This is a genomic window from Nibrella saemangeumensis (assembly GCF_039541915.1).
Lineage (GTDB): Bacteria > Bacteroidota > Bacteroidia > Cytophagales > Spirosomataceae > Nibrella > Nibrella saemangeumensis.
In genome coordinates, this window is record NZ_BAABHD010000081.1 from 1 (window position 1) to 12,667 (window position 12,667).

Below are 12,667 nucleotides of genomic sequence, written 5' to 3' on the forward strand. Positions count from 1 at the left end.
TAAGCTAATTCATCGAATCTATGCCGTAGTAAAGCGGGGCAAAAAATATGACAAATTTTATGCCTCAACTCTTGCATAGATCATAGAAATCCGCCCGGCTGCGTCAGCATGACAAAAAAAGATTTACTCCTCGATCAGAATCCCCATTTTGCCTTTTCGGAAATCGCGGTAAGCTTCCATTATTTCTATTTCGCTGTTCATCACAAACGGTCCCTGCGCAACGATCTTCTCGCCGATCGGCTCACCCGTCATCAACAGCGCCCTGGTTTCCTTCAGCGCTTCCAATGTGATGCCCGCACCGTCATTGGCCGGTACAACCATGTTTTTACCGTTTACCTCTGTCTGTTCACTTATACGCACGCGGCCGTCCAGCAGGTAGATGAACGCATTATGCGTGGCCGGTAACGGCAGGTATATTTTGCCGGACTCCTGTAAATAGATCGTCCAGGCATTAATCGGCGTCAGCGTCGGAATGGTGCCTTTTACGTCGTTCAGTTCGCCGGAGATCACATATACCGTTACCCGACCATCGTCGCTAGTGACCGTTGGCGTTTCTTCTCTGGTGAGCGGAAAATAAGCAGGCTGGTCCATTTTATGAGCTGCCGGCGAGTTTACCCACATCTGAATGATTTCCTGCTCAGGTTCAAGCGGCCGTTCACTGTGGATAATACCCATACCAGCATTCATCCATTGCGTACCACCGGCGTACACTTTGCTGTTGTTCTGCCGACTGTCGCGGTGATGTACCCCACCCGTAAAAACAAAAGTAACAGGCGAAAAGCCCCGGTGTGGATGCGGCCCAACACCAGCCTGATTCATCGGTTTGTCTTCGTCTATTATAGTATGCCCGTGGTGCAGCAACACAAACGGGTCCAGGTACTCTAACTGGCGCGAGGGTAACGGCTGCCGTATGTTCATACCGCCCATATCTACCCATTGACCGTAAACAATTTTATCAATACTTCTTTCCCTTTTCATGGCGTAAATTATTTACAATTACATTTAATGTATATACAATATTACTAAAAAGAAAATTCCTTTTTGCTTTCCACGTACCTTTGGCCTCATGCAACCTCATGGAGAGACCTTTACGATTCGGGTGAGCGAAATCGACGCAAACCGGCAGCTTACCCCGTATGCCTTAGTGAACCTATTTCAGGAGGTGGCCTGGAACCATGCCGACGCACTGGGGGTATCGGTTTACCGCCTGCTGGATGAAGGCCTTACCTGGGTGCTGTACCGGATGAAGCTGGCGGTGAGTCGCTGGCCGCAGCACCGCGACCCAATCCGGCTGGAAACGCTGCCAACCGGGATCGAAAAACGGTTTTTCTACCGCGATTTTTACGTGTACGATGCCGAAGGAACCTGCATTGCCCACGCCACCAGCACCTGGCTGGTCATGGACATCCGGAAACGCCAGCTGGTTTCAGTGCCGGCTTTTATTCAGGACACCTTCACGCCCTTCGCCGGCGTTACGGCCCTACCGAAAGCCAATGACCGGCTGCCCGCACCGACCGAACCAGTAACGCAGGTTTCTTTTCAGATTCGGGGACAGGATCTGGACGTCAACGGTCATGTCAACAACAGCGTGTATTTCCAATGGCTGCTGGAAAGTATGCCGTCGGGGACGCAACAGCCAGTCCTCCAGTCGCTGGATGTGCTGTTCCGGGCCGAAAGCAACCGGGAAGACGAGATCATTGCCCAGGTCAGCGAAGCGCAGCCCGGCGAATATGCCCACCGGCTGCTCAACCAGCACGGTAAAGAACTGGTGCAGGCCCGGTCGGTCTGGTCAGCGGCTGAGCAGACCGATTAACCCGATTTTCTTTCCTCCGCCACCAATAGCTTTCCTGCTTAACGTGTTATCTTTGACGATACGACACGATATGAGCACGGGTAGATGAGAGTATTACTAAGCGTTGTCTTTGGCCTTTTCTTTCTGAGTGTAGAAAGCTGGGCGCAGCTGGTAATTGAGGTTGTGGCGCTTCCGGCATTCTTACCAGGGTCCGACGCGGTGTTTATTGCCGGTGAGTTCAACAACTGGAATCCGGGCGATCCGGCTTACAAATTGAAAAAGACCGCCAATGGCCACTACACCATTACGCTGCCGGCTACGCTGAAGCAGTTTGAGTACAAGTTTACGCAGGGCAGTTGGATGACCGTGGAGGGGAACGCCAAAGGGGGTAACCGCCCGAACCGGTTTTACGATGCTGCGACCGAACCCAACCCAAACCACGTCCGCGTGGTGATTGCCGGCTGGGAGCAGAAGCCCGCCTACCGGTTTATCATCACGTCCATTCCTGCCAATACGCCCCACGACGCCAACATATACATCACCGGAAATTTCAACAAATGGGACCCCGGCGACGAGTCGCTCGAATTGCAGCGCCAGCCCGACGGCACCTACCAGGTAACGGTTTCTACGGACCTGGAGCGGCTGGAATACAAGTTTACGCGGGGGAACTGGGAGTCCATAGAATCCTGGGAGAGCGGCAAAGCCCGGCCGAACCGGGTCATCTTCCGCCACGACAACATCGACAACAAAGCCATTGAGGTAACCATTCAGAACTGGGAAGACCTCACCGGCACGTTTACCTTTTATTCGATTTACGACCTACTGTTGCTGTTTTCGGCGTTTCAGGGCCTGCTGCTGATAATTACCATCCCGACCATTCAGAATTACAACCGGTCGGCCAACAACTGGCTGGTTATTCTGCTGGGCATGGCCTCGGTCATGCTGCTCATCCGGACCGTCAGCACCTACCGCGACGTGGCCCAGACCTATACCAGGCTGCTGCTGGTTCCCGACTTTATCATCTTTACCTACGCTCCGCTGTTTTACATCTACATCCGCAAGCTCCTCTTCAACGAAGGACGGCTCCGGTCCAACTGGTACCTGCATTTTATTCCGGCGGCCGTTCAGTTTTTTGCTTACCTGCCCTTCTTTCTGATGGAAAGTAAGCTGTTCCAGTTAAAGATCGTTAACCACGACTGGGATGTGCAGACGCTCTTTTACGCCAGCGGTTTGCTGGGGCTTCTGTTCAATGCGGGGTACTGGCTTATCTGCCGGCGGACCATTCAGGAGTACAAGGCGCGGTACCAGACCAGTATCTCCTACGAGCAGAACCTTCAGTATTTCAATACGGTACTGATTATTCAGGCGGTCTGCCTGGTGTTGTGGCTGTTTACGTTTATACTGGTTTCCCTCGAAAAGTTTTTCGGTTTCGACATTGCTATGATCGCCGAGCGCAGTGTCGATATTATCTGGCTGGCGTTTTCAACGATTACCTACTTCCTGGGCTACTTTGCCATTCACCAGCCGGAGATCTTTAAACTGCGTAGCCTGCAGCCGGTTAAGCTCTTCAACCAGCCGGAGCCGTCGCCAGTGCTGGAACCGGCACCCGATGAGCCACTGGCCAGTACGGAGGTTCAGCCGGAAGAACGGTCGCTGGGCGAAGACCTGCTCCCCTTGAAGCAACAGGTCGAACTGTACATGAAGCGGTACAAACCGTATACCAACCCCAGCCTGACCATTAACGAAATGGCCAACCGGCTGAAGCTCCAGCCGCACGTGCTGTCGAAGGTCATTAATGAAGGGTTCCAGAAAAACTTTTTCGACTTCATTAATCACTACCGGGTCGAGGAACTGAAGAAGCGGATGGAAGACCCGCGTTATAAAAACTACACCCTGCTCAGCCAGGCCTTTGATGTTGGATTCAACTCCAAGACCTCCTTCAACCGCGCGTTTAAAAAGATTACGAACCAAACGCCAAGCGAGTACTTTTCGGCCACTCAGGCCGACATCGAAGCGGTTTAAGCCGAAAAAGGGGTGCCATCTTTTAAAAGTGGCACCCCTTTTTTCAGCTCTAAATCTACGATTTCAGGCACTTTACCGGCAAACATCTCCTTCAACAGTTAGTTAATCACGTGAAAAGTAAAGTGGGGCGACACGGACTGCGTGGGATGGTACTTTTGCAGGAAACTCTTGAATCGCCTGCCACTATTAGTTACCCTGTTTATCCGATTACCTAACTCAAACTCGTTAATGAGACAGAATTACATGATGCTTCGCGGAGTTCAATTAGCCTCTTCGAAGCTGTTCCGAACGAGCAGCCAACGGGGATACCGTCTCCTGATGCTACTGGTGTTGGCCTTGCTGAGCGTACCCGTTTTAGCTCAGGAGCGGGCCGTGACCGGTACGGTAAAAGAATCCGACGGCACTCCCCTACCCGGCGTTACGGTCCAGATCAAAGGCACTACCCGGGGTACCAACACCGATGGTACGGGTGTATACCGGATTAACGTTCCGGAGAACGCAACGTTAATCTTCAGCTTTATCGGCAAAACAAACCAGGAAGTAGCGGTTGGTAACCAGAACACGGTCGATGTAATCCTGGCCGATGATTCAAAATCCCTGCAGGAAGTGGTGGTGATCGGCTACGGTACGCAGCGCCGGCAGGATCTGACCGGCTCCATTGCGTCGGTATCGGCCGAAGACTTCCAGAAAGGGAATATCGTGAACCCCGAACAACTGGTAGCCGGTAAAATTGCCGGGGTGAATATTACCCCCAGCTCCGGGCAGCCGGGCGGTGGCAGCCAAATCCGGATTCGGGGTGGTTCGTCGCTGAACGCCAGTAATGACCCACTGATCGTCCTCGATGGTGTCCCCCTCGACAACAGCGGGATTACCGGTGCCTCCAATGCCCTGAGCTTCATCAACCCGCAGGATATCGAAACCTTTACTGTTCTGAAAGACGCCAGCGCTGCGGCCATCTACGGCTCACGGGCGGCCAACGGCGTTATTCTCATTACCACTAAGAAAGGCCGTAGTGGCGACAAGCTGCGCGTTAGCTTCAGCACCCTCGGCTCGGTGTCGACGCCCATTAAATACCTACCCGTTTTATCGGGCGATGAGTTCCGGACGCTGGTCAACGAGCGCGGCAACGCAACCCAGCGGGCGCTGCTGGGCACGGCCAATACCGATTGGCAGCAGCTGATCTACCGCAACGCCTTCAGCACCGACAACAACCTGAGCGTGACCGGTACCGCCCTGAACATTCCGTATCGGGTATCGGTGGGCTACCTGAACCAGCAGGGTATTCTGAAAACCTCGGAATTTGGCCGTACGTCGGCTTCGATTGGTCTGACCCCGCGCTTCTTCGACAACAACCTGCGGGTAGACCTGAACCTGAAAGGCACAATCATCAGAAACCGCTTTGCCGACCAGGGCGCCATCGGCGCGGCAGTGGCCTTTGACCCAACCCAGCCGGTATACAGCAACACGGAACTGTACGGCGGCTTTTACGAGTCGATCGATCCGGCAACCAACGCCCCCCGCACGCTGGCGGTACGCAATCCGCTGGGTCTGCTGGAGCAGCGCGAAGACCGCAGCACCGCCCGCCGGAGCATCGGTAACCTCCAGTTGGATTACCGACTCCCCTTCCTGACCGACCTGCGGGCCAACCTGAATCTGGCTTACGATATTTCGGACAGCGATGGTACCATCTTTGTGCCGCGAGAGGCAGCCTCGAACTTCAACCGGCAGGGTATCAATAACATCTACTCGCAGAAGCGGTACAATACCACGCTGGAATCGTACCTGAACTACGTGAAAGACCTGACCGGCATCAACAGCCGGATCGACATCACGGCGGGTTATTCGGAGCAGTATTTCCGGCGCGAACAGCCTACTTATCCGGACGTAAACGTAATCGGGACGGTCATTAACCCGGCGGGTACGCCATCCGACCCGAAAAACCGCCTGCGGTCGTACTTCGGCCGGGTGAATTACTCGCTGCGGAACCGGTATTTGCTGACAGCTACCCTGCGGGCCGATGGCTCCTCGCGCTTCAGCCCCGAGAACCGCTGGGGTATCTTCCCGTCGGCGGCCATTGCCTGGAACATCAAGGAGGAGCCGTTCCTGGCCAACGCCCGCACCCTGTCGGCGCTGAAACTGCGCCTGGGCTACGGGGTTACCGGTCAGCAGGATGTGCTGAACGATTATCCGTACCTGGCCCGCTACACCTTCAGCGACCCGACGGCCCAGTACCAGTTAGGGAACACATTCATCCAGACGCTGCGGCCGGAAGGGTACGACCGGGATATCCGCTGGGAAGAAACGGCTACCTATAACGCTGCCGTGGACTATGCCTTCCTGGAGGGTCGCATCTCGGGTACCATTGAACTGTACCAGAAAAACACCAGCAACCTGCTGAGCGTAATTCCGGTACCGGCCGGTTCTAACCTGACCAACCAGATCCTGACCAACGTGGGCAGTCTGCGCAACCGGGGCATCGAATTTGCCATTAACACCACGCCGGTGCGGGGCGAAGGCATCAACTGGGATTTAGGGTTTAACGTGACCTACAACCAGAATGAGATTACCCGGCTGGCCAAAGTACCAAACCCGAACGATCAGGGGGTGCTGGTGGGCGGCATTGCCGGTGGCGTAGGGAATACCATCCAGATCCATACGGTTGGCTATCCGACGTTCTCGTACTACGTGTACCGCCAGGTGTACAATGAAAACGGCCGACCCATTGAAGGGCTGTACGAGGACCGTAACGCCGACGGCCGCATTACGCCCGACGATCGTTACCGCTACAAGTTCCCGGCTCCGCTGGTGTTTCTGGGACTGAGTTCACAGCTGACGTACCGGGATTTCAACGTGGGCTTTACCATGCGGGGCAACTTCGGCAATTACGTGTACAACAACGTGCTGTCGTCGCGGACCAGTTACGCCAACTTTACCAGTTCGCAGGGCTTCCTGGCCAATGTCGTACCGGGTATTTACAATACAGCTTTTGCCAACCCGCAGTACTTCTCGGATTACTACCTAGAGAATGCCTCCTTTGTGCGGATGGATAATATCAACCTGGGCTACAACGTTGGCCGGATTATTAACAACCGGGCAAACCTGCGCCTGACGGGCAATATTCAGAATGCCTTTGTCATTACCAAATACACAGGGCTGGACCCCGAAGTAGCCGGTGGCATCGACAACAACATTTACCCGCGGCCGCGCATTTTTGCCCTGGGATTAAATCTTGACTTTTAACAAACGCGTATCTATTGCGCCGGTTCCGGCGGGTAAGGTGGAACCGGCCTCTAAAGCAACCGTATACCAAGACTATGGAACGTATCATAACCATTGCCAGGGCCGGCATCATCGCAATCGCGCTGACGGCCACCTCGTGCGGCACCCTCGACCTGACGCCCTCTACGGAGCTGACGTCGGCATCGGTGTACAACGATCCGGCTAATTACAAACTAGTGCTTGCCAAACTATACGCGGGTTTAGCGGTCAGCGGTCAGCAGGGTCCCGCTGGTAAGCCCGACATCAGCGGGATTGACGAAGGCTTCTCCACCTACCTGCGGCAGTACTGGAAAGCGCAGGAGCTGACGACCGACGAAGCCGTTATTGGCTGGAACGACGGCTCGCTGCCCGATTACCACGAGATGGACTGGACATCGGCCAACGAATTCATCTCGGCCATGTACAACCGGATCTACTACCAGATTACGCTCTGCAACGAGTTTATCCGCGAAACGACCGACGACAAATTGAGCAGCCGGGGAATTTCGGGCCAGGCCGCTACCGATGCCCGCCTGTTCCGCGCCGAAGCACGTTTTCTGCGGGCGTTGAGCTACTACCACGCGCTGGATATGTTCGGTAACGTCCCGTTTGTGACCGAAGCCGACGCGCCGGGCTCCTTCCTGCCGCGCCAGACAACGCGTACGGAGTTGTTTAACTACATAGAGTCGGAGCTGAAAGCCATTGAGAACGAACTGGCTGCTCCACGCCAGAACGAATACGGCCGCGCCGATAAGGGAGCCGCCTGGACGCTGCTGACCAAGCTGTACCTGAACGCGCAGGTGTACACCGGCGCTGGCCGGTATACCGATGCCATTACCTACGCCAATAAGGTGATTCAATCCAACGCGTACGCGCTTGAGCCTACTTACCAGCGGTTGTTCCTGGCCGACAACAACAACTCGAAAGAGATCATCTTCGCAATTACGTTCGACGGTCAGCGGACCAAGACCTGGGGGGGAATGACTTTCTTGGTACACGCGCCGGTGGGTGGCAGTATGGACCCGAAACAGTTTGGTATTAACGGTGGCTGGGCCGGTGTGCGCGCTACCAGGTCATTTGTTGAAAAGTTCAGCGATGTGACAGGCAAGACCGATACCAGAGCCATGTTTTATACCAACGGCCAAACCCTGGAGATTAGTGACATTTTTACGTTCAGTAACGGCTACGCCATTACAAAGTACAAAAATCTCACCACGGCCGGGGTTGCCGGCTCCGATCCGGAAGGAAACTTCCCGGACACCGATTTCCCGATGCTCCGGCTGGCCGATGTCTACCTGATGTACGCCGAGGCTGTATTACGGGGAGGCACCGGTGGCGACCTGACCACAGCCCTGAACTACGTAAACCTGTTGCGCCAGCGGGCTTATGGTGGCGCCAGCGGCAACGTCTCGTCAATCAACCTCCAATTTATCATCGATGAACGGGCTCGTGAACTGTACTGGGAAGCACACCGCCGGACAGACCTGATTCGCTTCGGTCTGTTTACAACCCAGGCGTATGTTTGGCCGTGGAAAGGGGGCGTACAACAGGGTCGTGCGGTGGAAGATTTCCGCACCCTGTTCCCGATTCCGGCATCCGATCTCGTTGCCAATCCGAATCTGAAGCAAAATCCTGGCTATTAATTTTGTCTGCAGGTTGAACCGGCCAACCGGTTCAACCTGCAGACGTCAACCCAAAGAAGATGAAAACCTGGTATACTAAACTTTTTGGACTGATTGCCGTTCTGCTGGCGTTTACGGCCTGTGAGAAAGACGAAGAACGGCTGGTACTGCGACCCGGTACCGGTACCATGACGGTGACACCGAGCGCCCAGAGCGTAACGCTGAGCAGTAGCAATGCCGCGAATGAAGCGTTGCGGTTTAGCTGGCCTGCCGCCGATTACGGCTTCAATGCGGCCGTGAATTATGTTCTGCAATTTGCCAGAGCGGGCAGTAACTTTACTGAACCCGCCGAAGTAACGGTAGGCAATGCGCTGCAGAAAGCCTTTACGGTGAGCGAACTGAATGCGCTGCTGCTCCGGTTGGGTCTGGTACCCGGCACACCCGCCCAGGTGCAGGTACGGGTAAAATCGGATGTAAATCCGAGTGTAACGCCGGTTTACTCGGGCACGACTACCATTACGGCTACGCCTTATCTGTCGCTGATTCAATACCCGTCGCTGTATGTGCCGGGCAGTTATCAGAACTGGGCACCGGCAACGGCCGCCAAAATTGCCTCAGTGCGGGACAATAAAGTGTACGAAGGGTATGTGAACTTCACCGAAGCAACGACCGAGTTCAAGCTTACCGATGCGCCAAACTGGGACAGCGGTATTTTTGGAGCAGCTGCCGGGGCGGCTGCCGGCCTTGCCTCACCGGGTGATAACCTCAAGGTAACCGGTCCTGGCTATTACCTGCTGAAAGCCGATCTGAACGCTAATACCTGGTCGGCTACCCGCACAACCTGGGGGTTGATCGGCTCCGGTACATCGACCGGCTGGGACTCGGATCTGGACATGACCTACGATGCCGCCACCGGTACCTGGCGCATTACGACGGACCTGAAAGAAGGGGAGATAAAATTCCGGGCCAACGACGCCTGGACGATCAACCTCGGCGATACAAAAGCGGACGGGCTGCTGGAGTATGAGGGCGAAAATATTAAGATAACCTCAGCCGGCCGGTACCTGGTGACGCTGAATCTGGGTAATGCGGGTAACTATTCGTATACGCTTACCAAACAATAATGCCTGAGTAAACCTATGATGATGCGGGCATAGCGGGAAAATTCCCGCTATGCCTTTTTTCTACCAAAACTTTATGGACCTTCTTCAACGTTTACCGCTCAGTATTCTCTTTCTGATTTGCATGATTGCCAACGCACCCGCTCAGTCAATACCGACACGTAAAGCCTCCAATAGCCAGCCCAAACTGGGTGAAACCGGTGTCCACTACGAGATCTTTGTCCGCGCCTTCTGCGACTCCAACGGCGACGGCATCGGCGACCTCAACGGTGTTACGTCCAAACTGGATTACCTGAAAGACCTTGGCGTATCGGCCATCTGGCTGATGCCCGTCAATCCCTCACCGACTTATCATAAATATGACGTAACGGATTATTACGGCATTGACCCGGAATACGGCACACTGGACGATTTTAAACGACTGCTGGCCGAAGCGCACAAGCGGGACATCAAAGTCATTATAGATTTTGTGATTAACCATAGCAGCCGGCAGCATCCGTGGTTTCAGGAAGCCATCAAAGGCAAAGACAACCCTTACCACGACTGGTATGTCTGGATGTCGCAGAAAGAAATTGACTCGCTGAACATCGCTACCCGCGAAACCACCGCCGACTCCGGCGAACGCAATCCCTGGCACCGGGTCAGCGGGGCACCGTTCTCCGAAAAATATTACGCTCTGTTCTGGAGCGGTATGCCCGACCTGAACTACGATAATCCGAAGGTTCGGCAGGAAATTTACAAAGCCGGCAAATTCTGGTTGCAGGAAGTAGGTGTCGACGGGTTCCGGCTCGATGCGGCCCGCCATATTTACCCGGATTGGGAAGAACCCAAAAATCATCAGTTTTGGGAGGAGTTTGGCCGGGAGATGGAAGCCGCAAAGCCGGGCGTCTATACCGTAGGCGAAGTCTGGACCCGCGCCGAACATATTGCGCCGTATTTTCGGGGCCTAAAAGCCAATTTCAATTTTGACCTCAGCCTGGCGTTACAGGAGATTGTCGCCAAAGAGCGGGATACGGCGGAGGTGGTGACCATGCTGGTCAATAATCACACCATATTCCGGCAGGTGAATCCCCGGTTCATTGACGCCACCATGCTGACCAACCATGATCAGAACCGGATCGGCAGTGTCCTGAAAGGAAACGTAAATCACCTGAAAGTAGCAGCCTCCCTCCTGCTGACGCTCTCCGGCAATCCGTATATCTACTACGGCGAAGAAATCGGTATGCTGGGCATGAAACCCGATGAATACATTCGTGAGCCGTTCCTGTGGGATACCAAAGAAAAGGATTTGCAGCGCAGCCGCTGGAGACGCCCCCGCTACTCCGCCGATTCATCCGTTGTGCCGCTGGCCAGCCAGCAGCAGGACCCAAACTCGCTGTTTACCCATTACAGAAAGCTGATCCGCTTCCGCAACAGCCATCCGGTCTTAAACGATAACCTGAGCGTACTGGAAGCGAGTAGTATTCAGCAAAAAGGCATTATCGCCTTCACCCGGCGCTCCGGCAACCGCTCGGTGCTGGTGGTGCATAACCTCTCGAAAGATGGGCGGGATGTCATTCTCTATCCCGCGAGTGCGGCCGAAGGGAAACGGATTATTTTTGACACCTCCGGCAAAGGCCGGCTGATCAAAGGCGGAAAAGTACGGGTGCCAGCGTACAGTTGTGTGGTTCTGGAGGGGGATAAGTAAGCAGCCGCTTTTGTCATCCCGTTATTTTGTCATTCCGACGCAGGAGGGATCTTGCTGGTTGCTTAATCCATTTGGTTGATTTGACGCCAAGATCCCTCCTGCGTCGGAATGACAAAAAACGGAATGATCAGCTGAATCTCCGGCGAATCTTCCGGCCTCCCCGTTTAACTTCCTCGCGGAAGCCGTCTGTATTATCCTGGATCAGCCGACCGATCAGGAATGCTGCCGTACCCGCCAGCAGGCCAATGCCGATGGTGCGGGCCACGTTGTACGATGTTGGTGCCGGCATATCCACAATCCCGTCTTCGTCGGTATGTGCCGGTTGTTTTACGTACCGGCCGCCGGTTGGCACCTCTTCCTCCTCGAAATTCTCCACCAGCGATGTCAACCGGGTGCCTAACTGCACGCCCCGGAATGACTTACCGTGACCTGTACCGGCGGCCGTTGGGTTCAGCTCGGCCAGTTTCCGGATGGATTCTTTAGCCGCCTGCCAGTCGATGGTGAAGTAGGCCGGCGGCCCGTGAAGTTCTTCCTTCTGGGTCATTACCGAAAATGCCGAGTTCTGGTCGGTGGTTGTAAAGGCATCACCGGCAATCAACACGCGGTCGCTTTCCCGGTAAAAAGACACATGGCCCGGTGCATGACCGGGAGTATGAATGACCCGCCAGCCCGGCATTTCGGGGATCTCACCCTCCGGCATCGGCTTTACCTTGTCGCCCAGATTGGGTGAACTGGTCGGGAAGATCCACGACATGTAGGCCATTGCGCCCCCCCCGGCTGTCGGGTCCGGTGGCGGATAGTTGGATTTGCCGGTCAGGAAAGGCAGTTCCAGCGGATGTGCGTACACCGGCACATGCCATTCTTTCAGCAGTTCGGGCAGAGCCCCCACATGGTCGAAGTGACCGTGCGTCAGCACAATGGCTTTCGGCGGATTATTCTCCCCGAAGAGTCGGGCCGCTTCCCGTTTAATACGCCCGGCCGTGCTTTGCAGACCGCCATCCACCAGCACCCAATCGGCACCGGGACGAGGTTCGCCGACGAAAAAGACGTTGACGAACACGATTTTCATGCCGGCCACATCGTGGGCAACCGAATACGGCGACTGGTCATCGTCGCGGGTTTCGGGCAACGTTTGTGATTCCATACGTACCTGATTAGTTGAGTT

The 12,667-nt window shown here is 54.9% G+C and carries 8 protein-coding genes; 6 read left to right on the top strand and 2 right to left on the bottom strand.

Features of this window, described 5'->3' with window-relative positions; translation table 11 throughout:
- Window positions 1–123: 123 nt before the first annotated feature.
- Window positions 124–978: a pirin family protein gene (locus ABD949_RS24120; protein WP_345247828.1), complete on the bottom strand. Its 855-nt coding sequence runs from the start codon at window positions 976–978 to the stop codon at window positions 124–126.
- Window positions 979–1,066: 88 nt separating this feature from the next.
- Between ABD949_RS24120 and ABD949_RS24125 the strand changes: the two genes are divergently transcribed.
- From ABD949_RS24125 to ABD949_RS24150, 6 genes are all read left to right on the top strand, one after another.
- Complete coding sequence (locus tag ABD949_RS24125) at window positions 1,067–1,813, top strand: acyl-[acyl-carrier-protein] thioesterase (protein WP_345247830.1); 747 nt, start codon at window positions 1,067–1,069, stop codon at window positions 1,811–1,813.
- 84 nt (window positions 1,814–1,897) lie between these two features.
- Complete coding sequence (locus tag ABD949_RS24130) at window positions 1,898–3,814, top strand: helix-turn-helix domain-containing protein (protein ID WP_345247832.1); 1,917 nt, start codon at window positions 1,898–1,900, stop codon at window positions 3,812–3,814.
- Window positions 3,815–4,042: 228 nt separating this feature from the next.
- Complete coding sequence (locus ABD949_RS24135) at window positions 4,043–7,054, top strand: SusC/RagA family TonB-linked outer membrane protein (RefSeq protein ID WP_345247835.1); 3,012 nt, start codon at window positions 4,043–4,045, stop codon at window positions 7,052–7,054.
- A 74-nt stretch (window positions 7,055–7,128) separates the two neighbouring features.
- Entirely contained in the window at window positions 7,129–8,715 is a 1,587-nt protein-coding gene (locus ABD949_RS24140) for a RagB/SusD family nutrient uptake outer membrane protein (protein ID WP_345247837.1), read from the top strand.
- 59 nt (window positions 8,716–8,774) lie between these two features.
- Window positions 8,775–9,818, top strand: a complete 1,044-nt coding sequence (locus ABD949_RS24145) for a SusE domain-containing protein (RefSeq protein WP_345247839.1) — start codon at window positions 8,775–8,777, stop codon at window positions 9,816–9,818.
- Window positions 9,819–9,891: 73 nt separating this feature from the next.
- The gene (locus ABD949_RS24150) at window positions 9,892–11,502 is read left to right on the top strand and encodes an alpha-amylase family glycosyl hydrolase (protein ID WP_345247841.1); all 1,611 of its coding nucleotides are present in this window, start codon (window positions 9,892–9,894) and stop codon (window positions 11,500–11,502) included.
- Between the two features lie 127 nt (window positions 11,503–11,629).
- Here the strand turns inward: ABD949_RS24150 and ABD949_RS24155 are convergent, their stop codons facing one another.
- On the bottom strand, window positions 11,630–12,646 hold the full coding sequence (locus tag ABD949_RS24155) for an MBL fold metallo-hydrolase (RefSeq protein ID WP_345247843.1): 1,017 nt from the start codon (window positions 12,644–12,646) through the stop codon (window positions 11,630–11,632).
- Between the last annotated feature and the right edge of the window lie 21 nt (window positions 12,647–12,667).

Excerpts from the sequence above, each read along its gene's own strand:
- ABD949_RS24120 (WP_345247828.1), bottom strand. The coding sequence starts at position 978 with ATGAAAAGGGAAAGAAGTATTGATAAAATTGTTTACGGTCAATGGGTA.
- ABD949_RS24125 (WP_345247830.1), top strand. The coding sequence starts at position 1,067 with ATGCAACCTCATGGAGAGACCTTTACGATTCGGGTGAGCGAAATCGAC.
- ABD949_RS24130 (WP_345247832.1), top strand. The coding sequence starts at position 1,898 with ATGAGAGTATTACTAAGCGTTGTCTTTGGCCTTTTCTTTCTGAGTGTA.
- ABD949_RS24135 (WP_345247835.1), top strand. The coding sequence starts at position 4,043 with ATGAGACAGAATTACATGATGCTTCGCGGAGTTCAATTAGCCTCTTCG.
- ABD949_RS24140 (WP_345247837.1), top strand. The coding sequence starts at position 7,129 with ATGGAACGTATCATAACCATTGCCAGGGCCGGCATCATCGCAATCGCG.
- ABD949_RS24145 (WP_345247839.1), top strand. The coding sequence starts at position 8,775 with ATGAAAACCTGGTATACTAAACTTTTTGGACTGATTGCCGTTCTGCTG.
- ABD949_RS24150 (WP_345247841.1), top strand. The coding sequence starts at position 9,892 with ATGGACCTTCTTCAACGTTTACCGCTCAGTATTCTCTTTCTGATTTGC.
- ABD949_RS24155 (WP_345247843.1), bottom strand. The coding sequence starts at position 12,646 with ATGGAATCACAAACGTTGCCCGAAACCCGCGACGATGACCAGTCGCCG.